Source organism: Nostoc sp. LPT, assembly GCF_017115165.1.
Classification (GTDB): domain Bacteria; phylum Cyanobacteriota; class Cyanobacteriia; order Cyanobacteriales; family Nostocaceae; genus Nostoc.
In genome coordinates this window covers 14,367-36,780 of the sequence record NZ_JABXKF010000005.1, presented here as the reverse complement: position 1 = coordinate 36,780, position 22,414 = coordinate 14,367, and the positions used below count along the sequence as shown (strand labels likewise).

General features: G+C 40.5%; 19 protein-coding genes. 4 read left to right on the top strand and 15 right to left on the bottom strand.

The window, feature by feature from the left end:
- Window positions 1–68: 68 nt before the first annotated feature.
- The 11 genes from HWQ58_RS00975 to HWQ58_RS00925 all read right to left on the bottom strand — a co-directional run bounded on the left by HWQ58_RS00975 (window position 69) and on the right by HWQ58_RS00925 (window position 11,858).
- Window positions 69–761 (bottom strand): HAD family hydrolase, encoded by a 693-nt coding sequence (locus tag HWQ58_RS00975; RefSeq protein WP_292856695.1) that lies wholly within the window; start codon window positions 759–761, stop codon window positions 69–71.
- Between the two features lie 67 nt (window positions 762–828).
- On the bottom strand, window positions 829–1,269 hold the full coding sequence (locus tag HWQ58_RS00970; RefSeq protein WP_292856693.1) for a GNAT family N-acetyltransferase: 441 nt from the start codon (window positions 1,267–1,269) through the stop codon (window positions 829–831).
- The gene (gene hppD / locus HWQ58_RS00965; protein WP_292856692.1) at window positions 1,266–2,363 is read right to left on the bottom strand and encodes a 4-hydroxyphenylpyruvate dioxygenase; all 1,098 of its coding nucleotides are present in this window, start codon (window positions 2,361–2,363) and stop codon (window positions 1,266–1,268) included. The genes HWQ58_RS00970 and hppD overlap by 4 nt, the downstream gene beginning before the upstream one ends.
- A 106-nt stretch (window positions 2,364–2,469) precedes the next feature.
- Complete coding sequence (locus tag HWQ58_RS00960) at window positions 2,470–3,174, bottom strand: SDR family oxidoreductase (RefSeq protein ID WP_292856691.1); 705 nt, start codon at window positions 3,172–3,174, stop codon at window positions 2,470–2,472.
- A gap of 81 nt (window positions 3,175–3,255) precedes the next feature.
- On the bottom strand, window positions 3,256–4,410 hold the full coding sequence (locus tag HWQ58_RS00955) for an NYN domain-containing protein (protein ID WP_292856690.1): 1,155 nt from the start codon (window positions 4,408–4,410) through the stop codon (window positions 3,256–3,258).
- A 318-nt stretch (window positions 4,411–4,728) separates the two neighbouring features.
- Window positions 4,729–5,508, bottom strand: a complete 780-nt coding sequence (gene pstB, locus HWQ58_RS00950; protein ID WP_292856689.1) for a phosphate ABC transporter ATP-binding protein PstB — start codon at window positions 5,506–5,508, stop codon at window positions 4,729–4,731.
- Between the two features lie 696 nt (window positions 5,509–6,204).
- On the bottom strand, window positions 6,205–6,984 hold the full coding sequence (gene pstB / locus HWQ58_RS00945) for a phosphate ABC transporter ATP-binding protein PstB (RefSeq protein ID WP_292856688.1): 780 nt from the start codon (window positions 6,982–6,984) through the stop codon (window positions 6,205–6,207).
- 37 nt (window positions 6,985–7,021) lie between these two features.
- The gene (pstA, locus tag HWQ58_RS00940; RefSeq protein ID WP_292856687.1) at window positions 7,022–7,903 is read right to left on the bottom strand and encodes a phosphate ABC transporter permease PstA; all 882 of its coding nucleotides are present in this window, start codon (window positions 7,901–7,903) and stop codon (window positions 7,022–7,024) included.
- 74 nt (window positions 7,904–7,977) lie between these two features.
- Window positions 7,978–8,955, bottom strand: a complete 978-nt coding sequence (gene pstC, locus HWQ58_RS00935; RefSeq protein ID WP_292856685.1) for a phosphate ABC transporter permease subunit PstC — start codon at window positions 8,953–8,955, stop codon at window positions 7,978–7,980.
- Window positions 8,956–9,286: 331 nt separating this feature from the next.
- The gene (pstS, locus tag HWQ58_RS00930; protein WP_292856683.1) at window positions 9,287–10,330 is read right to left on the bottom strand and encodes a phosphate ABC transporter substrate-binding protein PstS; all 1,044 of its coding nucleotides are present in this window, start codon (window positions 10,328–10,330) and stop codon (window positions 9,287–9,289) included.
- Between the two features lie 574 nt (window positions 10,331–10,904).
- Window positions 10,905–11,858, bottom strand: a complete 954-nt coding sequence (locus HWQ58_RS00925; protein ID WP_292856681.1) for a stage II sporulation protein M — start codon at window positions 11,856–11,858, stop codon at window positions 10,905–10,907.
- 80 nt (window positions 11,859–11,938) lie between these two features.
- On the opposite strand from HWQ58_RS00925, the gene HWQ58_RS00920 reads away from it, so the two are divergent.
- Together HWQ58_RS00920 and HWQ58_RS00915 are read left to right on the top strand one after the other, a co-directional pair.
- A complete protein-coding gene (locus HWQ58_RS00920; RefSeq protein WP_292856679.1) occupies window positions 11,939–12,784 on the top strand; it encodes a hypothetical protein in 846 nt (281 codons plus the stop codon).
- A gap of 45 nt (window positions 12,785–12,829) precedes the next feature.
- Window positions 12,830–13,615 carry an RDD family protein gene (locus HWQ58_RS00915; RefSeq protein ID WP_292856677.1) on the top strand — a complete coding sequence of 262 codons (786 nt, stop codon included), beginning with the start codon at window positions 12,830–12,832 and terminating at the stop codon, window positions 13,613–13,615.
- A 132-nt stretch (window positions 13,616–13,747) separates the two neighbouring features.
- Here the strand turns inward: HWQ58_RS00915 and HWQ58_RS00910 are convergent, their stop codons facing one another.
- From HWQ58_RS00910 to HWQ58_RS00900, 3 genes are all read right to left on the bottom strand, one after another.
- On the bottom strand, window positions 13,748–14,197 hold the full coding sequence (locus HWQ58_RS00910) for a type II toxin-antitoxin system VapC family toxin (protein ID WP_292856675.1): 450 nt from the start codon (window positions 14,195–14,197) through the stop codon (window positions 13,748–13,750).
- Window positions 14,194–14,445, bottom strand: a complete 252-nt coding sequence (locus tag HWQ58_RS00905; protein WP_292856673.1) for a hypothetical protein — start codon at window positions 14,443–14,445, stop codon at window positions 14,194–14,196. The genes HWQ58_RS00910 and HWQ58_RS00905 overlap by 4 nt, the downstream gene beginning before the upstream one ends.
- A 357-nt stretch (window positions 14,446–14,802) precedes the next feature.
- Window positions 14,803–15,591, bottom strand: coding sequence for a DUF1868 domain-containing protein (locus tag HWQ58_RS00900; RefSeq protein ID WP_292856671.1), 789 nt, complete (start codon window positions 15,589–15,591; stop codon window positions 14,803–14,805).
- Between the two features lie 307 nt (window positions 15,592–15,898).
- Here HWQ58_RS00900 and holA point away from each other — a divergent pair, with 307 nt between their 5' ends.
- Together holA and HWQ58_RS00890 are read left to right on the top strand one after the other, a co-directional pair.
- Window positions 15,899–16,888, top strand: a complete 990-nt coding sequence (gene holA, locus HWQ58_RS00895) for a DNA polymerase III subunit delta (RefSeq protein ID WP_292856669.1) — start codon at window positions 15,899–15,901, stop codon at window positions 16,886–16,888.
- Between the two features lie 109 nt (window positions 16,889–16,997).
- Window positions 16,998–17,480, top strand: coding sequence for a DUF4168 domain-containing protein (locus HWQ58_RS00890; protein WP_292856667.1), 483 nt, complete (start codon window positions 16,998–17,000; stop codon window positions 17,478–17,480).
- 437 nt (window positions 17,481–17,917) lie between these two features.
- Here HWQ58_RS00890 and HWQ58_RS00885 read toward each other — a convergent pair whose 3' ends face one another.
- Window positions 17,918–22,249: a PAS domain S-box protein gene (locus HWQ58_RS00885; protein ID WP_292856666.1), complete on the bottom strand. Its 4,332-nt coding sequence runs from the start codon at window positions 22,247–22,249 to the stop codon at window positions 17,918–17,920.
- Between the last annotated feature and the right edge of the window lie 165 nt (window positions 22,250–22,414).

The window sequence follows — 22,414 nt, the reverse complement described above, 5'->3', positions numbered from 1 at the left end:
TCTGACTCCTATTTTGATTTGCAACCCGAATGCTGATTAATTGAATCTGTTGCAGCTACAGAGCCTTTTTAAACAAGGTGTTTAGCTTTTAAAACTATATCTACAGCAGCGCTAAAATCCTTAACGATTAAGTCGGGGTGGTAAAGTTCTAGTTGGGTGCGATCGCGAATTCCAGATTCCACAGCCATCACCTTAATCCCATAATTTTTAGCTGCGGTAATATCGGCTTCCGTATCCCCCACCATCCAGGTATCAGCAGACGGGGGCAGTTCTTTTAATGCCCTAGCCATCAACAAGGGCTTATCTTCAATATCGCGAGTTTTAACGTAGTCGTTAGTCAAACAATAACAACGATTTTCTGGGAAAAATCTCCCTAAATCGTGTTTTTGGAAGGCATAATCTAGTTCTCGAAATCGGCGCATCGTCATCACTGCCAAATCAATTCCAGCTTGTTGAATTTTTAACAGTGCATCCACAGCACCAGGCGCGAGAGTGTCATAGTGAAAGTAAGGTTCTGTATGCACAGTTTGCCGTCGCAACTGGGCGAATTCTTGGGCTTGAGCTTCGTCTAACCCGGAATTTAAGGCGATTTGTTTTTCAGGAACACGCGATCGCTTGAACTGCCAAAATTCTGCTTTCGGAAGTTCTTGCACTACTTGATCGGGGCGACGGGTTTTATCTAAGCAGAATTGATAAACGCGGTAGTAGCGTTCGGAAACATCAATAATTGGACCGTCGAAGTCAGTAATCAGTCTTAGCATCGGCGGAAAATGTTAATTTTTATTAAAATTATCTCAGATGTATGAGTATTTTTAGAGACTATTAAGTTTAGCTGAGGGTTTTTTGTAAATTCTTTTTAAGAAAGTATCGACGATGACCTGGAGGAAAATCCCCTAACTCTCCAAAAACTTCATACCCCAAGTGCTGATAAAATTCAGGAGCTTGGAAGCTGTAAGTAAAAACATATACGTTTAAGCAGCCACGATTAGCAGCTTCTTGCTCTGCTGCCAAAAGTAGCGTTTTTCCATATCCATCACCTCTTAACTCCTGTGCAATCCAGAGAGTAGCGATATGAAGCCATCCCAAGCCGATAAAACCTTCTAAGCCGCCCACTACATTTTCTTCTGAATCACGCAGCAATAGAAACAGTGGCGTATATTGGTAATCTCCAATCTTGCCTATATTGAATTGCTGAAGTTGCTTGTCTATAAAATCAACTTCTCTGGAGTCTGGCTGAATTTCAATTGATATTTTGTACTCAGGCATCATTGCAAAGTACCGCGTTTGATTTGTTCGCTTTCAATGGCTTCAAATAAGGCGCGAAAGTTACCTTCGCCAAAACCTTGAGCTTGGAAACGGCGTTCAATAAACTCAAAGAAAAATGTCGGCTGTTCAAATATTGGCTGGGTGAAAATTTGTAGTAATAAGGGTGCGGCATTTCCTCCTTCTGCGGGAGTATCTTCTTGCCAGTCCACCAGAATTTCCTGTTGAGCGATCGCTTCTAGTTCTAGAGGTGATAGCGTGATTCCTGGACGCTGTTTTAGCTGCGAGTAGTAGGTTTGAGGAACTGAGAGTAAAGATAAACCACTGGCACGAAATTTGGCGATCGCACTCACAAGATTAGTCGTCCGCAAGGCAATATGTTGAATTCCTGGCCCCCGATTGACATCAAGAAACTCCTGAATTTGAGAATTCTTGGTAGCTGGCTCATTAATGGGCAATTGAACGCTACCATTGCGCGAAACCATCACCTGGCTGTGTAAAGCAGAGCGATTGGTTTTAATTTTAAATGCTTGCTGGGGTTGAAAATCTAGGATTTTTTCGTACCAAGCCACAGCACGATCCAATTCACCAACTGCCACGTTCAGAACTACGTGATCTATGGCGGTAAAAGTGTTGTCATTTGTCATTTGTCTTTTGTCATTAGTCATTTGTCCTTTGTCAAAAACCAATGACAAATGACCACTGACTAATGACCTTTCTATCAATGTATGAGTCAATCCACCCCAGGCGGCAATTTTGCCACATTTGATGAATGCCTTACCCTCTTGGCGTTCCTGGATGGGTTGTAGGATTGTAGCACCGTATTTTTGAGCTAGGGCGATCGCGCCTTCGACATCTTCGACAACAAAAGCGACATCTGCCACACCAGGTGGATATTGCCGCAGAAATTCAGCTACTGGACTTGTAGGCAACAGTGGTGAAGATAAAAAAAAGCAGACATCACCACTTTTCACCACTTCTGTACAAGTGTGAAATGAACTAATGCGATCGGTTACTGCTTGAAAACCAAGATGGCGTACAAACCAATCCCGCCACATTTTGGCGTCTTCTACATAGAAATGAACGTGATCAATTTTCATAGATATTGAAAATCAAGCATAACAGTTTATATATCTGTAAATTTTGCCTTTTTTGCTAGATTTTCTCGTCTTTCCTAAGCAATAATTATGTAAACTTACTCCCACTCTAAAAGAACAAATGACTATCAGGTTGAATGTTAATTTCCATTGGCACAGCTTGTGGTTCGGCAGAAAGGGCAAAGAAAATCGCATTGGCAGCAGTTTCAGGACTAAGCATTTTTTTTCGGTCTACTTTTAGGTTGACGTTATCCCAGAAAGGAGAATCTACCCCACCAAAGTAGAATAGCGTGAACTTGATACCAAAACGCTTGAGTTCCTCTGCCATGCACTTGCTAAAACCGACAACACCAAACTTAGAAGCCGAATAAGCTGTGGCCATCCCCATCGAATGCTTGCCCAGAATTCCTACCACATTACAGATGTGACCAGACTTGCGCTTTTGCATCTCTTCAGCAGCCGCCTGAGTAGTGTAAAAGCTACCTTTTAAGTTGACATCTAACATCTTGTCTAAATCAGCGGGTTCTAGGCTGTTGTAGGGCTTGAGTATACCAGCACCAGCTGCATTCACTAAAATATCGATTTGACCAAACTCAGCGATGGTCTTTTTGATCAAAGTATCTACCTGTTGGGGGTCAGTAATATCAGTGGGAACGCTCAAAACTTGCCTTGGTAAATCATCTGCCAGTTTTGTTAAACGAACAGCATCTCTGGCAGCCAGTACCAACTGGACTTCGGTAGGCGCAAGTTTTTGTGTTAGAGCTGAACCAATACCACCAGTAGCACCGACAATAACAACAACTTTATCCTGCATTGTATTATTTACATTTATTTACATCTTTTTAGATAATACAGAATTACAAGCTCAGGTTGTACGTAAACATCCAAAAAGTATCTATTCGGAGAGTAGCGGAATTACCTCATATTCCTTGCCACTCATTTTTAATGTAAATGTGGGAGATGATTCTAAATATTTGGTAAAATTAGAACCTAATTTTAATTTTTTAATAATCGAATTAGGAGACTCTCCGGTTATTTTCCGTAACTCTGAACCTAGTTTAGACACAGATAATTTAGTTTGGGGAGACTTTGTTTGTATATCTTGAATAATTTTTAATAGTAATTTATTTAATATTTTTTCATTAGGAATTTCCGCAGAATCTTCTTTTTCTTGTTCTTGAATAGATTGTGCAGGTGAATCATCTCTAATAGTGATAATTTCTTCAATTTCTGTTTGCTTAGGATTAGATTTATTATTGATATTGGATCTTTCTTGAAATAAATTTGCAATAGTTGCTAAACTGTGTAATCGAGTATTAATAGAATCTTGTTCGTTTTTAATTAAGTCTTGAATTTGCTCAACCACTTTTTCCAAGGATGGAACTTCTGTTGCCATTGCCAAAGAATAATGAGTTAATTTGCCAGTATTCCGGTTCTCTATATGTAAAGTTTGCCCTTGTCTACGTACCCAATAGACAATTAATCCTTGGTTTTGGAGTTCGTTACAGAGGTGAATTAAAATTCCATCGTTAGAACAGACTAATATTTCTTTAACTGTTGGATAAGAGCGTGAAACACAAGCACCAAAAGCGATCATTTTTGCATCAGCACTATCCTTACCCTCTGGTACGTGGACAAGTTGATAGCCACGATTATATAGTTCAATATCTTGCTTTCCAATACTTGGATTTCTCCAGTTAGCAAATGCCATTTTAAATTGGAGAGGATACTTGCAGACACTAGCTAAAAATAATTCTGAATTAACATCTAATTTTAAGTTCTCTGCATCCAAAAGTAGAAGAGATATTCCTGTTTCTAATTGATGTTTTATTTCAGTTTTTTGTTGAAATTTTTGGATAAATTGGCTGAATGCAGCAGATTCTAACCAAGCAGGCGATAATATAATTTGCAGCAGTTGTTCAGCTAATGTCAAACTAAAAGAGCCAAGACTTTTCTCCGTGATTTTTTCTTCTGACAGGTTTTTTACTAAAGAAAGTTCCGTCGCTTCAGATGTAGATACTTTAGTATATCCGTTGCTGTTAGCAAGCAAGTCAGTTTCTAGGGAAGCAGGGAATGCAGGCTCGAGGAATTGCTTACCACAATTTTTGCAGAGGTAATTCTGCTTGTCATTCCGACGACCATTTTTACGATATGAAGTAGATTCGCACCGGGGACATTTCATTTTATGATTCAGGTGGTCTAAAGCAAATACTTCTCTTTAAATATATAGTATAAAAAAATACTGTCAATATTAGATCGCATTGCCCGACACCAGAAAAACTTAAAGCAAGCGGAAATTCGATTTAACCCCTCATTTCCAATTGCACCATATAGTAACCATCTGAATGGCTATAATTTAAGAAACACTTCAAATGATGCGAGCAAAAACATAGTCGCGGGTGCGAGAATCCACAGGATTAGTAAAGATTTTATTTGTAGTACCAAATTCAACCATTTGAGTAGTACGATTTTCATTCCTATAAAAGAAAGCTGTAAAATCAGATAGGCGAGTAACTTGCTGCATATTGTGAGTAACCATTACAATTGTCAACTCAGAACGCAAGTTATGGATCAAATTTTCGATTTTCATACTACCCATAGGATCGAGACCTGAACAAGGCTCATCCATCAAAAGAACATTCGGCTTGACCGCTAAAGCACGGGCAATACATAATCTTTGCTGTTGACCGCCAGAAAGCTCTAAAGCAGATTTGTGCAGCTTATTTTTCACTTCATCCCAAAGTTCGGCAGCTTTGATGGCAGATTCAACAATTCCATCTAATTCTACTTTCGGATGCCATCCAACTAATTTCACCCCATAAGCAACATTATCGTAAACGCTCATGGGAAAAAGATTTGGTTTGGGAAAAACCATACTAACTTGGCGACGTAAACGATTGATGTTGACACGACGCTCATAAATACTCTGCCCAAAAAATTCTACTCTTCCTTCAACCCTCACATCTCCTTCTAATTCACTCATGCGATTTAACGATTTAAGAAAAGTAGACTTCCCACAACCACTAGAACCAATAATTGCCGTGACTTGGTTTTGATAAATATCCATTGACACGCCTTCAACTATCTTTTTAGTTTCATAATAGAAGCTGAAGTTTTTGACTCTAATGGCTGGAATTAGTTTACTCATATTCCCAAAACGTATGAAACAAAACTTGACAAACTAAAACAGTACAAATCAGCAATGCTGTTTCACTATGTTACTCCCAAAAGGATATATTCATGGAAATTACGTAGTTATACAGCAAATAAAGTGTTATTAGCTATTTGTATCAAGACTGTGTTCCAAAATTTCTCTTTTACAGACTTTTTATACTCATCTTTTGCACCTTCACTTAGAGGTTGTTTGAAAAGTGGTATGTTGTGATTTTAATCGAATTATTACCCCCCTTAATCCCCCCGATATATTGGGGGGAAACAAGAAAATCCGGTTCCCTCACGCCACATGCTTCTCCCTTGGCGCTAGCCTCTCCCTTTGGGAGAAGGGGAGACGCTGCGCGAACAAGTCGGGCGTTGCCCGCCCAACGCAGTGGCTCCCCAATATATCGGGGAGGGTTAGGGTGGGGTAAAAAAATATTTGATACATCAATCATGACTTTTAAAACATCCTTTTACATAGCACCCTTGCTTATGAAAAAGGATTAGGTCTATTTCGATTTAAAATATATATGTATAAAGAAAAACATCAATATCATATATCCTCATGGATAGTGAGGAGTTAGTTTTTTATAAAGATAAATTAGTAACTTTTTTAAACTAGATTTTATGAGTATCTTCTAGTGCAAGCTAGATCGACAAAAATCGATAAGTCACGTTTGAAGACACCTTAACCGAAACGTCCTGAAATGTAGTCGCGGGTGCGAGGGTCTAGTGGGTTGTTAAAGATTTGCTCTGTAGCGCCAAATTCAACCATTTGACCAATCCGACTTTCATCGGTGCTAAAAAAAGCCGTAAAATCAGAGACGTGAGCGGCTTGCTGCATATTGTGGGTAACGATCGCAATCGTCAACTCAGACTGCAAACTATGGAGCAGTTCCTCAACTTTCATGGTGGCAATGGGGTCAAGAGCCGAGCAAGGCTCATCCATCAGTAGAACTTTCGGCTTGACTGCTAAAGCACGGGCTATACATAATCTTTGTTGTTGACCACCAGAAAGCCCTAAAGCTGATTTATCCAGCTTATCTTTAACTTCATCCCAAAGAGCAGCGCTGTGAAGTGCAGATTCGACAATTTCATCTAATTCTAATTTTGAATATCTGCCTGCTATTCTCATACCGTAGGCAACATTTTCGTAAATGCTGATCCCAAAAGGATTTGGTTTTTGGAACACCATACCAATTTGGCGGCGTAACCGATTGATGTTGACACGAGGATCGTAAATATTCTGACCAAAAAATTCTACATCTCCTTCAACTTTGACAGGCCCTTCTAATTCGCTAATGCGATTAAGAATTTTGATGAAGGTAGATTTACCACAACCACTAGGGCCAATAATTGCGGTTACTTGGTTCTGATAAATATCTATTGATACCTTTTCAATAGCTTTTATTGTCCCATAGTAAAAGCTGATGTTTTTAACTTTAATAGCTGGAATTAGGTTACTCATGCTTTCCCAAGGTACGAAATAAAACAAAAATTTATTTTTACTTAATTCTTCTCTGTCTAATAACTAAGCGAGAGAGAATACTGACACATAAAATTAAGCTGAGTAAAACTATAGAAGTAGTCCATACTAATTGGCTTTTTTGTGGGTCGGGGTCATTGTAGAGGTTAAAAATCAATACTGGCAAGGAAGCTGTTGGACTTAACAATCCTTCTGGCCAATCTAGACTAAATAAGGCAGTAAAAATTAAAGGTGCTGTTTCCCCAGCAGCACGAGCTACAGCTAGTAAAATGCCTGTAGTAATTCCGGGGATTGCAGCAGTCACAATGATGCGAAAAGTTGTTTGGAAGCGAGTTCCGCCTAAAGCAGCGGAGGCGAGGCGTTGAGATATAGGAATAAGTTTTAAGGATTCTTCTGTTGTCAGGATAATCACAGGTAGCATAATCACGGCTAAAGCAAAACCACCTGCGATCGCACTAAATCCTTTAGTTACCAGAACTATTACACCATAAGCAAATACGCCTACAACAATTGAAGGCACGCCTGTAAGAATACTAGTGACAAAACGAACAATACTAGCAACTGGATTAGTTTGGCTAAATTCTGCTAAGAAAATTCCTGTCATAATCCCTGTGGGAATGCTTAAAATAGCACCAATAACCACCATAATTATGGTTCCCAGGATGGCATTGCCAAAGCCATTATCAATAACTGCTTTGACAAACATTTCTGATTTGAGTCCAGATATTCCCCGGATGAAAATTTCCCACAAAATTGATAATAAAGGAATGAGTATTAGACCTGTCAAACTAAAGGCGATCGCATTCATTCCGTATGTAAATATTACTCGTCCTGTTGGCAGAGGACTGCATAATTCTGCCGCTAATGATTCATCTGTTTCTGACTGAATATAACCACTCATAATTTTTACAAATTTTGATTGATAAACATCTTGTTCAACTGAGGTATTTGTAGTAAGTTCAAAGTTAGGCAGTGTTATTTATTTTTCCTGCCAACCCACTTCACCAAGATTACAGCACCAATATTTACAGTTAGAGTCAACCCAAATAAAATTAATGCTAAATAGCTTAAAGCACCTATATGCAAACCCGGTTCAGCTTCGGCAAATTCATTAGCTAATACAGAGGGAATTGTATAAGCTGGATCAAGTAAAGAAGCGCTGATTTGAGCAGAGTTACCAATCACCATCGTGACAGCCATTGTTTCACCCAAAGCACGTCCTAAAGCAAGCATTGCTGCACTTACTATTCCAGAAAATCCAGATGGTAGCAAGACTCGAAAAATTGTTTCCCAACGGGTTGCACCCAAAGCCATAGATGCACTACGTAATTCTTTAGGGATAGCCATTAAGACATCACGACTAATTGCTGCCATTGTGGGCAAAATCATGATCGCGAGAATAACTCCAGCAGTCAACATATTAGTCCCAGAAGGATCTTCTGTATTAAATAGTGGTATCCATTTAAAAGTGCTGGCTAGCCACTTTTGGAGAGGTTCTAGAACTGGAATAAAGACAAAAATCGCCCACAAACCAATAATTACACTGGGAATTGCAGCAATTAATTCAACAACAAATGCTAGAGTGGTTCGCAGTGATGTAGGTAAAAAATTTTCACTCGTGACTAAGGCTACTGCCATTCCCATTGGGACAGCAAATAAAATAGCGATCGCACTACTTACCAAAGTTCCATAAATATAGGGTAATGCACCAAAAATCTGATTACCTGTATCCCAATCTTGTCCCCATAAAAACCCCATTCCAAACTGCTTGATGGCTGGTAGAGCTTCGTGTAAAATTACCCAACTCATCAAAAATAGTACTGCAACAGTAATCACAGCAAAAAAGTATACTAGCCGTGTAAAACCTTGGTCAAACCAGAAATTTGTGCCGCTGGTAGCACTTAGATTGAAATTTTCATCGCCTAGATTTGAATCATCTGATAAATTTGCCATTACAAATCAATAAAATAGATTTTTTCTTACTAGTAGAGCGACTTCTTAACTCAGTCTATTAGGGAAAGAAAGTAGTAAAATAATCCCCCTAAACCTCTTAAAAGGGGGATATATAGCAGTCCTAAATCATTTGTGAAATATTTTTGGAGTTGGCTGTCATTAGTCATTAGTCATTTGTCCTTTGTTATTTGCAATTTACTTAGGACAAATGACCAAAGACGACCATAACAAAAATTTTCACAATCTCATTTAGGATTGCTATATTCAAAGCACCCTTCCCTTTTTAAGGAAATTGAGGGATCTCTTGTGCGTAATTTCTAAAAATTGCAAATTAAGGCTTGACAGAGCTATTTACTGTCTGAAGCACTCGATTTGCTACATCAGATGGAATTTTGGTGTAGTTAAGGTCATCGTTGTACTGTTGACCGTCTTTCAATACCCAATTAATCCATTTCTTAATTGCATCAGCTTTCGCAGCATTAGCATACTGTTTGTAAACCATCATCCAAGTAAGACCGACAATGGGATAACCTTGTGCTGGATCTCCGATAAAAACGCGGTAGTTGTCTGGGAAAGTGACAGTTGATAAAGCTGCATTTGCAGATTCTAAAGAAGGAGCAACAAATTCTCCGTTCTTATTTTGTACGAGTGCTGATTTCAGATTGTTTTTGACAGCGTAGCTGTATTCAACATAACCTATAGAACCAGGAGTCCGAGCTACTATAGCAGCTACGCCTGGATTCCCTTTGCCTTTGAGGACATTTGGCAGATTCCATTTTGGAGCAGTGTTAGTTCCAACTCTGCCTTTAAAATAACCGCTGATGGCACTCAAGTGATTCGTAAAAATGAAAGTTGTACCGCTACCATCGGCACGAACAGCAAATTTAATTGTTTGATTTGGTAGATTAGTACTTGGATTATCAGCTTTAATTTTCGCGTCATTCCATTTGGTAATTTGACCTGAATAAATTGCTGGTAGTGTAGCGCGGGATAATTTGAGATTGTTAACGCCTGGAAGATTGTAAACAACAGAAACAGCACCGCCTGCTGTAGGTACTAAGATTGCACCATTCTTGACTTTAGCGATTTCATCATCTTTCATTGCAGCATCACTACCACCAAAGTCAACGGTTCCGGCGATGACTTGACGAATACCGCCACCACTACCAATTGCTTGGTAGTTAATTTTCAAGTCTGGATATTTCTTCTTCACTTCACGAGCATAGCGTTCGTAAAGCGGAGCTGGGAAAGTTGCTCCTGCACCATTGAGAGTTTCAGCTTGTGCGATCGCACCAAAAAATGGACTAAGTGCAACAGAACTTGTCACCATTGAAGTAGCAACGACACGATTCAATATGGCGGTCGAAAAAATCATATTGCCTCTGATTTAAGGAATATTTTACTGCTATTATTCCAGTCTTAGAATAGGCTACATTTTTTATGGTTAAAGCTTATTTAACAATTGATAAGCAAACAATTAAGGTATGTTTAAATCTTAATTTAAAGCATTTTTTCTTATGGATTTTGATTGGCTAAATTAGTTAGTCAAAATATAATAATAAAAGTTTTAAGTTTAATTTAAATAATTAAAATTTCGTAAATCATGCAATCTAAAAATTATCCATTCAGGAGAAAAGATTAATATTTATTACAGAGTCACCTTTAACCACCCAAAAATATTACCTACCGTCAACTGTAACCCCTGGCAGAACTCTGGCACTGGCAAAACAGACTCAATTTCCTCAAAAGGTAAAGGTTGTTGTCCCGCAGGATAAACAGCAATGAATCACTCATCAGGGTCAATTAACCAACCCATTTTAGTCCCGTGATTAAAAGCGTGTAAGATTTTTTTGTAACTTTTGCATGGCTTTGTTCGGGGGAGAGAATTTCGATTATCCAGTCGGGTGCTGCGGCAAATGTATTGGCAATCAGTCGCTATCTAAATTATTTTATTTTTGCTTGCGGCTACAATACATTACTAAAAGTATAAATAATCCTATTCCTGCCAGATATTTAATTGCATCAGGTACATTAGGATTAGGGGAGAAAAAGCCTTCGATCGCACCAGCAATAATCAACATTGGTACAATCCCAAATACTAGCTGCACTGCCTGATAACCATAAAATTTCAGTGCATCCCCACGGCGATATTTACCAGGAAACAAAATTGCTCTTGCTAATAAAAATCCCGCACCTCCAGCAAAAAATATCGCCGGTAATTCCAAAGAACCATGTGGAAACACAAAGGCCCAAAAAGGATAAGCCAGATTATTTTGACCAACTAAAGTACTAACAGCACCAATTAATAAACCATTAAATACCATCAAATAGGCTGTGTATGCTCCAGCCGTCATGCCACCGGCGACAGCCCCAAAAGACACCGACAAATTATTGATCGCGATCCCGCTGGATGCCAGAGGTTCAATACTGACAATTGAACCCATCCATAATTTATGCTCATCTCGTACTTTGGTAATCAAACTTTCAGATACAATCAAAGGCATAAAGCTGGGGTTTTGCCAGGAATACCACCAAGCCACTAGTGCCCCCAGTAAAAACAGCGCCGTAGCCGCAGCAATAGATACAAACGTTTTCTGGACTACAGATGGTAATCCCCAACGATAAAATTCTAGGATTGCCTGCCATTCTTGTCGCCGCGAACCTTGGTAAATCTGCGTGTAGGCACGAGTTGTTAAAGATTGTAAACTTTGGATTAAAGTATTGCCGATTTGCTGAGTGCGGGCACGTGCCAAATCTGCTGTTACTGAACGATATAAACTCGCTAACTCTCTAATTTCTGCTGCCCGTAGGGACTTTAACCCTTTTTTTTCTATCTGCCTTAATAGGGCATCTAAACGCTGCCAATTCGGTTCTCGTCGCGCAATCCAACGTTGAATATTCATGAATTTTGGGAACACTGAGTTTAACTTAGCTTAAGATAACCTCAAATTCATCTCCGTAATTTCAAGGGAAATTTAGCATTATGTCTGAAAACTTTGGATCTTCCGGTCAGATACAACCACTGAGTATCGGTAACGTTGTCAGTGCTGCGGTACGGTTGTATCGTTCTCATTTGAAGACTTATCTTAATCTAGCTGTGATCGCTCACTTGTGGATTCTCGTTCCTGTGTATGGTTGGGCAAAATATGCAGCCATTTCTGGACTAATTTCACGCTTGGCTTTTGGAGAATTGATTTACCAGCCTGAAGGTGTTCAAACTGCCAGAAGCCATATTGATCCACGCCTTTGGTCATTTTTAAGAGTTGCTCTCCAAGTAGGTATATCTTTACTGGTAATTTATATTGGACTAGCGATCGTCGGCGGTGTACTAGCAGGCTTGATTGGAGTAGCATTAGGAGGAATTTTAGGTACTTCAGGCATTATAGTCATAACCACATTGGCAATAATTGTAACGGCAGGCATTATATTATTAGGACTAACCTGGTTCTACTCTCGTTGGATAGTAGCTGAAGTGCCCTTAGCAGTTGAGGAAAATATCAATGGTGGCGAAAGTGTTGCCAGAAGTTGGGAGCTAACTAAAGCCTCAGTATTTCGCATTCAAGGCATTGTTTTAGTTGCTTTTATCGTTACAATGCCGTTGGTGTTTGTATTAAACTATATACCTAGCTTATTCCTAATCAGGCTTGAGCCTGGTACTGCTATTTACTCGATTGTCTATCTTATTTCTGTGATTGGAAGCTTGATCGGTGGAGTTTTAGTCATGCCATTCTGGCAAGCACTAAAAGCTGTTTTATATTTGGACTTGCGTAGTCGGCGTGAAGGTCTAGGTTTACAATTACGAGAACCTCCCTCGCAAGATTTTCGTTAACTCAATAGCTTAATCCAACTCTATTAATTTTGAATTAGTTAAAATATGCGCTTTTTTAATCGCATCACATTCCAGACTCCAGAAAGTGTAGAGTTGGAATTCACTCTAGCGGGAATCGGTAATCGAGCTTTGGCACTCCTGATTGACTATACAGTGTTGGGTGTAACTTTGCTTCTGTTTGTCCTTACTTGGAGTGTCTTCTCGACACAGCTGTTAAATTTTGTTGAATACTTTTTTACAAATTTACCAAGTTTAGATATTTGGTTATTAGCAATTTTCTTCATTATCGCCTTTGCAATTTACATCGGCTATTTTGTATTTTTTGAAACCTTATGGTTTGGAGAAACTCCTGGTAAACGCTTTGCTAAAATTCGCGTAGTTCGAGATGATGGTAGACTCATCGGGTTACAACAAGCAACGCTACGTGCTTTACTGCGACCCTTTGATGAAACTTTGTTTATTGGCGCTTTTTTAATTATGTTGGGTAGCCGTGAAAAGCGCTTAGGTGATTTGGCTGCTGGCACAATTGTCATTCAAGCCCAAACACCGACTGCATCTGCAAGATTGACAATTTCAGAACAGGCAAAAGGACTTCATGAACAGTTAATCGAAATTGCTGATTTCTCGCAATTGATGCCAGATGATTTTGCTGTGATTCGCGAGTATTTACAGCGACGTGCTGCAATGTCGTTAAAGGCAAGAGCCTCACTATCTCTAAAGCTAGCCGAGCAAGTGAAAGCTATTATTCATTTAGAAAAATTGCCAGAAGCTGTTACACCTGATGTTTTTTTAGAAGCAATTTACCTCGGTTATCAACAACCAGAATTTTAGGCTGGAAATTTTGTTTAGAGCATTGACAAAAAGCTAGGTTTACCTAAAAGACGAAATCATAGGATTTATCTTTGAGCTTAGAAGAGGGATAACCACTTCAACAGCATTGTAAGCGATCATCAAGCGCGTATATTACGGGTTTTCGCTTTCCAACTCACACACCACCAAAACCCTCAATTCCGTTACCCGCTTCAAAGCTGCATCATTGGTCAAAAACGCCTCACAACCAGCAATTATTGCCGCCGCCACCTGCAACGCATCGGGTAACTGAAGGTTATAACGTACCCGAATTCTCGCAGCTTCTTGCGCAATAGCAGCATTAATCTCCACAAAAACCACTTGTTCTTGTTGCAACACATCGACAAAAGCTTGCTCTAAGTCAGCTAACCCCAGACGTATAGCACCTACCAAGCACTCTGATAACGTTATCCCAGATGCTACTACTGTAATGTCAGTTGACAATCGCTCAAAAATTGGATCGACTAAATCTACAAACTGCGGATTGCGTTCTACAAAATAAATTACGGGTGCTGTATCGAGAAACAAGCGAGAAACATTAGCTAATGCATCACTAATCTTCATTCCTCTCCTCGCAACAACCGTTCTCGATGCTCATCTCCTTCTTGTCGAGTCCGCGAAACCCATTTCTGAGCATCCTCACCCAATAGCGGATAGGGAGCCACACCCTTCAAATCGCTCCACTTGCGTTTTGGTTGGGCTTGGTTAATATGCTTTTTTATGCGCTCTACCAAATGCCCCATTACCGTCAATTGCTCTTGTGGAGTCAGTTGCTCAATCTCGCTTAAAATTTTTTCGAGTGACGAACTCATCAATCTAACCCGTTGTCAACATCTGTAAATTTTAGCGTCTTTACTCTTGGGTATATCCTAATTATTTCAAAAAGTCCAACATTCCCAAAATTAACTTAAAGGATGTTTTTACTATACTAACAGCGATCGCATTGCATTTGGTTTGAACAATTACGAATTACAAAATCGGTTTTAAATAGATGGGATTTTAATCAATTTATCTAAAGTGGTTGAGGAATTTTGCCAAAATGCATTTCCAACCCTTATTAACTGACTTTAGCCAATTGCTTCATTTTCAGGCAGACATAACTAATTAATCAGTAGTCAGTTGTCAGTGAGTGAGTGGAAACTACTGACTACTAACTACTAACTAATGACTTAAAAATCTAAAATCGGCCAGTCTGGTTCACGATAATAGCGCATCATGTCATCAAACTTTCGCAATTCAACACGATCGATCAAAAATTCTGGCAAATTCAACAGCCATTGTTCATTCAATTGAGAAAGCATGGTGCTGAAGCTTATGCGGTCTAGGTCAGATGGAACCTCCCCAAAATAGGCTAATGTAACATGGGCCGTGAAGTGATAATGCTGCTCAATACCCAAAGCAATTAACTTGGGATTTTGATAAATTGTTCGGCGAAATTTAATAACTTCCTCGTAACAGCGTTCATCTTGGGGGACTAAACAAATGGTTACAGCTCTTGGCATCAGTATTAGTCCCAGCATTTGCCATTTAATTGGATGACTCCTGTTTGTCATCAATTGTTGATATTTTTGAAATATTTCAGCTAAACAAGAGTGTAACTCCTCGTCAAATTTAGGATTTTTTTCGTAGGCATCAAGGTAAGCATTGTCCCAAATTAAATCCGCTAAAGTTAGATGGAAGCTAGCAGGAGGTAGAGGTACAATCAAATTACGGTTTACAGGCAACTGTAAAAGTTCCTGTTGATAAGTCTGTAATTTGGCATAGAAAGCAGAGTTGTGTGATTCTTCTTCTGCAGGCGGGGTAATTAGCGTATAGCCAGGAAAGGATGCTGCTTGTCTCAACCCAGAATGTAGCTGAAATTTAGAAGATTCCTGAATATGCTGGGCTTGGAATCTGTAGGCTTCTGACAGCGTCAGTCGTGCTAACCGATTTAAGTAAGTTTGATAGTTGTCGTCCAATCTTCATAGCCTCACGCTCTCACTTGATAGATTTTAGGGAAAATTATCTTGATTAACAGAATGATTTCAAAAGTATTTAATTTTTGGAAGTGGGAAGTGGGGAGTGGGGAGATGAGGGAGATGAGGGAGATGAGGGAGATAGGGGGACAAGGGGACAAGGGGACAAGAGGACAAGGGGGTAAACAAAACTCCTAACTCTTAACTTTTAACTTTTAACTCCAAACTCAGCACGGGCTGAACGCCCCGCTACCGCTAACAGCACTCAGCACTCAGCACTCCTAATGCCCATCTACTACAAGGTTTATCTATGCCAATCTATGTTTACTGGGGTGAGGATGATTTTGCGATGGAAAAGGCGATCGCTGTTTTGCGCGATCGCGTCCTCGATCCCCAATGGACAAGTTTTAATTACACTGCATTCTCCCCAGATCAAGCTGATGCTGCTATCCAGGGGTTAAATCAGGTGATGACACCTACTTTTGGCGCTGGTGGGCGCTTGGTATGGCTGATAAATACTACTCTGTGTCAGCACTGTCCAGAGAATGTGTTGGCAGAATTGGGGCGATCGCTAAGAGTCATTCCCGAAAACTCATTTTTATTGCTTACCAGTCGCAACAAGCCAGATGAACGTCTCAAATCCACGAAATTGTTAAAACAGTTTGCTACCGAATTCCGAGAATTTCCCCTCATTCCTCCTTGGAAAACAGAATTACTGGTGCAATCTGTTAATCAAGCAGCCCAAACTGTGGGCGTGAAACTGACTGCCAATACTTCCCATCTGTTGGCAGAATCTGTTGGCAATGATACACGGCTTCTCTACAATGAGCTAGAGAAATTGCGGCTATATGCCCAAGGTAGTAATAAGCCTTTAGATACAGATACCGTTACGAAGTTAGTAAGAAATACTACTCAAAATAGCTTACAATTAGCAGCAGCAATCAGAACAGGAGATACAGCTAAAGCTTTGACAACCTTGGCAGATTTGAGCAATGCTTCCGAGCCGGGATTACGGATAGTTGCCACACTGATTGGACAATTTCGCACCTGGCTGTGGGTCAAGATTATGATAGAAAGTGGGGAACGGAATCAACAAGCGATCGCTATTGCTGCTGATATCGGTAATTCCAAACGGATTTACTTCTTACAGCAAGAAATCAAGCTGCTTTCTGTGCAACAGTTAATCTCTTGCTTACCCCTACTACTGGAGTTAGAAGTTAGCCTCAAGCAAGGGGCATCAGAAATGTCAACTCTCCAGACTAAAGTCATCGAACTTTGTCAAGTATGCCGAGGAAATTGACAATCACATATAAAAGCTTGATCTATTGAGCAGTTCCTGGAACTTCCAACTCCGAAAATAATTCAAAGTTCTTATAATATCCCTGATGTAGTTTCGTGTCACACACTATATGAAGAAAATTTCTGATTTGTTTTCTCGAACTAGCCGAAAGCGAACCCTTTCGCAATCATTATTTTTCGGCGCGATCGCTACTGTGGGTGTGATTTTCAACGCTTTTTCATTCAGTTCCAAAGCTGACGCTCAAACTCCAGCACCAATAGTTAACAATACTGAAATTGACAGTTACGCTCAAGCCGTGTTAGCAATGGAGCCAGCCCGTCAAAATGCCTTTGAAGAAATTAAAAAACTTATTGGCAATGGAGAAATTCCCAATATTGTCTGCAACGATTCTAATAGCATAAATGGTCTTCCAAAGAAGGCTCAAGATATTGCAGTGAACTACTGTAACCACGCTCAAAAAATTGTCGAAGATAATGGCTTGAAATTTGAGCAGTTCAACAAAATTACTATAGAACTACAAAATAATACTATCTTAAAAAGGCAGGTTTACAATACCCTATTACGGCTGCAACAACCTCCTGAGTCTCGGTAAGTAGAAGGGCTACTTCAATTCAAGCACGTAGTAAGTAAGTGGTTAACTACTATGGGAATCATAACTAATTATTCGGACATTATATAGGATTCCTATTTGATTCATGAAAAATGATAAAGCGTGTTTTACTCCTGATATCGTGTCCGGTTAAACACTTATAATATATGTAGGTTGGGTTGAGGAACGAAACCTAACATTTTATCCTTGTTCACGTTGAGTAACACTTAAGTTCAAACGCCACTTGCTTCAAGCAGGTGTTCCCGGACAACGCAGTGGCTCCCCAACCTACATTGATAGATTTTATTATAAGTAATCACCCGAACTTGATATGAATTCTGTATTCTGAATTCGGAATTATGCTGTATAAATTTTGATATTAAAAAAAAGCAAATCAGGCATTGGGCAGAATTTAATTCATATTCCCCAAAGCCCCATTTTTAAGTCCGTCCAACAAGGCTGGCGATTACTGTAGCTAACTCAGCGGCTTTAATAGGTTTAGGTAAATGCAGCTGATAACCTTCTTGTATAGCTTGCAGCCGATCCTCTTCCCTAGTATCAGCTGTCAACGCTGCGGCTGGAATATTTCCCCCTAGTTCTGGTGGTTGCGATCGCACTTTACGGATCAAAGAGTAACCATCCTCTTGGGGCATACTGATGTCGCTGACTAAAGCATCTGGTTTCCACTGTATAATTAACTGCAATGCTTCTGAAACTGATGCTACAGCTTTAACTTCGGCTTGGTACTGTTCGAGGGCTGTGGTGATGAATTCACGGGTATCGGCTTGCTCGTCTACAACCAGCACGCGCACACCAAGCAGGGAGAGGAGGGGAGAAGCAGAGGGGCGCAGGGAAGAACTCTTCAGAAGTGGTAGTTTGACTGTAAACGTCGTTCCTTGTTCTTTACCTGGGCTATCTGCGTGGACAGTACCACCATGTAATTCTACTAAATGACGGACGATCGCTAAACCTAGTCCTAATCCACCATAGATTCTAGTGCTAGAACTATCAGCTTGACGAAAGCGATCAAAGACGTAAGGAAGAAAATTAGGGCTGATACCAATGCCTGTATCAATCACCTGAATTTGGGCATATTTATCTGTTGTCTGTTGTTTTTCTTGTCCATTAATTACTGACAATTGCACCTCTACCCTTCCTCCAACGGGTGTAAATTTGATGGCATTGGATACCAGATTCCAGATGATTTGTTGCAAGCGCTCGAAATCCCCGAAAACTAAGAATTGAGAATTTTCACCCAGCTTGCTGTCCTCTGAATGTTGATTGGTTTGGGATTGTGCTTTTGGAAATTCGAGATTTTCGCGATTAACTCCTAATCCCCAATCTGAATTTCGCGTTTCTTTTGAAGGAATCAGGGAAAATCTCAAATCGATTTCCTTGGATTGAGCGGCTAAACTAACAGTCTCGATGGCTGACTCAATTATGGGAACCAAATTACAAGTACAGACATCGAGGCGTAACTTGCCTCTATTCATCCGCGATATATCCAGCAAGTCTTCAATTAGCTGGGTTTGCGCTTTGGCGTTGCGCTCAATTGTCTCCGTAGCCTTAGCCATTTGGCTATCACTGAGCTTGCTTCGTTGCAGTAATTGCGCCCAACCAAGGATGGCATTGAGGGGCGATCGCAACTCGTGGGATAATATTCCTAGAAACTCATCCTTCATCCGGTTGGCTTCTTGCAACTGCTCAGTTTGTTGTTGCAAAAAAGCAATTAAACTAGCCCGTTCCATTGCGATCGCTATTTGGTCGCATACTGCTTGCATCATCCCTTTTTGATTGTCGGTGAAGCTTAACAGAGTGCGGCTGCCAAAAGAAAGAGTACCCAATAGCCGTCCTTGGGCGATTAATGGATATGCATAATAAGCAGTAATGCTTAAAGAGCGAATCAATTCTGTTTGTGAGTCAGTGGATTGCTGCACATTCTCTACAGCTATGGAATGGCGTGAGAGCGCTACAGTACCGCAAACCCCTTGACCAAATGCCAAGTACTCAATTTCCTTTGCCATCCCCTGGGAAATACCACTGTAAGACCTCAACCGCATTACTTGAGAGTTATCCTCAACCAAATAGTTCAAATAAACTTCTATTCCAATTTGCTCTCTTAGTTTTCGGTAGACGCTATCGATTAGTAGTACTGGTTCCTGGCTTGATAGTAAATCGTTGGCTGTGTCAAATAGTAGCTTTAGCCTTTTGTAACCTAACGAGAGTGCTTTTTCTACCCGTTTGAGGTTGCTAATCTCTTGGAACACCAAGATACAGGTAGCCGGATGACCGTGCATTGCTGGCAAGGTATCAGCAAATATCAGTAAAGAGCGTACACCATCGGGGGTGTGCCAGTCTACTTCCAATCCATTCAGGCGTTCGCCACGAGCAACCCGCACTCCTGGCATAAGTTCATTGGGGATGCGATCGCCGGCTGCATCTGTATAGTAATAAACTGTGTGATAATCTTCAGCAGGTATACCTTTGGGAAATTCGCCCCCAGCTAATTCGTTAGCAGAGCGATTGGCAAAAGTTACCCGCGCCGTTCCTGGTTTGATAAACAGCAACGGTCTTGGCATCAGATTTAACACATCCTCCAGCCATTTTTGCTGATTTAGGAGTACTTCCTCTGCCTGTTTGCGCTCCGTAATATCTAAAAATGCACCAACGCTTCCTCTGGTTTTACCCTCTTCGTCAAACAGGGGTGCAACGTACTCCAACAGGTTGACGATTTTGCCATTGTCATGGACGACATCAAGTTCAAAATTCAGAACTTCGACACCATGAGCAGCAGAGTACTGCATTGGAAGTTCTTCTGTTGACAGTTTCCTTCCCTGGCGGTAGATTTTAAAGCTTGTTGGTCTTTCGTCCAAGTCAGCACTGAGGGAGGCATTTGTATCTGACGATATCCCCAACTGCTTGGCAAAAGCAGGGTTGACCTTGATATTTTGGCATTTTGGATCTTCGGCAATGCCAATTCCAATGGGAATTACCTCCAACAAAGTTTGTAATTCAGTAATGCGGCGCTGTAGATCCCTATTTAGTTGTAAGATTTTTTCCTGGGTCTGCTTTTGTTCGCTGATGTCGCGAGTCACAGTTGCTAAGGCAATTGGTTGACCTGTTTTGTTATCTGTAACAGTGAAGACGTTGTAATCAACTGCTATCGGTTGACCTGTTTGGAGATGCTGAAAGCAGAATTCTCCCTGCCAGCGCCCTTCTGATAGTACAGTCGGCAGTATATATTTTTGAAAATAGGCTTTGTCTTTGGGCATGAAGTAATCTAATACTGCTTTTTGCCTGACTTCATTAAGGTTGGCAAACCCTACCAACTTTTGACCTGCATCATTTATGTAGAGTAATTCACCCTCAAGGGTAGCAATGCTGATAAAGTCAGAGCTATTTTCTACCAGTGATGCTAATTTTTGTTGCTCTGCTTCTGCTTGTTTGCGTTCGCTTAAATCAAGGATAAAGGCTACTGACTCTTCGCGGTTTTCTCCTAGCAGCACGTAACCAACTAAAACCGGGATACGGCTACCATCCTTGCGAATATATTCTTTCTCGTAGGGCGTACAAGTAGCGTTGGTATTTCCTTGGGCTTCGGCAACACCTTGCTCATCCAAGTATAGATACTCTGATGGTGTGATATTGCGCCAACTTAACTTACCTGCTGACAAATCCTCCTGCGTGTAACCAATCATCCTCAGAAATTCGTCGTTTGCCTGCTGGATACCGCCATACACGTCGCCAAACAGAATGCCGATGACGTTAGCATCTACAAAACTCCCTAGTTTAGCTTCGTAGCTTCTCAGTGCTTTTTGGGCAAGGTCGCGTTGATCGCTGAGGTGTTCAATAACCCTGGCACTTTGCCAAATCAAAATAGTAAAAATTACAATCACAACGATCGCAAACACCGATACTGCAAATGCCGGATCGTATTGTCCTGCCCGTTGACCTTCGACAATTACCCATCCCAATATAAAAGGTACTGCGATCGCGGCAACTAGTAAACGACGTGCAAGTAAGCCGCCGTAACTATCACTTGTAACTACCCTCATTAACCCATGTTCTGCCCGCACCCACAGAATGCCCATACTTAGAAAAAGGAACAACACCACTGTGTGTAACGCCATTGATGTTGTATAAGGGGTGTAGAGAACAAGTCCTTTCACTTTGTAGGCATAGCCCATCAGCGCCTGAAAGGAAATTAAAGTAGCAATCAGAGCGATAATCTGGGCATACCAATAACTACGGTAAGTTTTTGGATGAATCAGAATCAGTAGGGCAACACTGACCAGGATAAAGTTTACTGCTGTGTTCACCCCCATTCGCCCCGGATGCAATGTCGCTATACTAGTTCGCAAATCACGAAACACTAGTTCGTCAATGCCAAGATTCCAGCCAAACAGATATTGACAGAGGGTAAGCGCTGCAATTGTGGTGACAGCTATTGCACAGACCTGAGAGATTAGAAGAGTAGGGAAATGGGTAAATAATTTTGAATTTTGAATTTTGAATTTTGAATTGTTTCCCTGCTCTCCTTTTAAAAATAGCCACAGCGACACACCACACAACACAAAACATAGCGCTGTGTTGACTTTCATTGTGGCAGGACTACCAGGGAAGCCGCGCTTAAGAACTTCAATGCCAAGACACCAGCCAACTAGTACCAAGCTGCCCACAAAAACAGCGATCGCACTTGCAACTCCTGCCACAAGTGCATTTGTAGAGACTTTAAATCTATCTTGCAGGCGCAAGCGGTTAATATTTAACATTGAGTGTTCTCTAACCGCATCTATCTAGCGTAGTAAACTTACGTATTTCTTACGATTTAATCATTTATGTCCTTTGTATTGTATGTTACGCCTTGACTTGCTTTTCATCCACCCTTATGCATATTTTTTCTTGCACAATTTAGAGTAGGAAATAATCATGGTTCA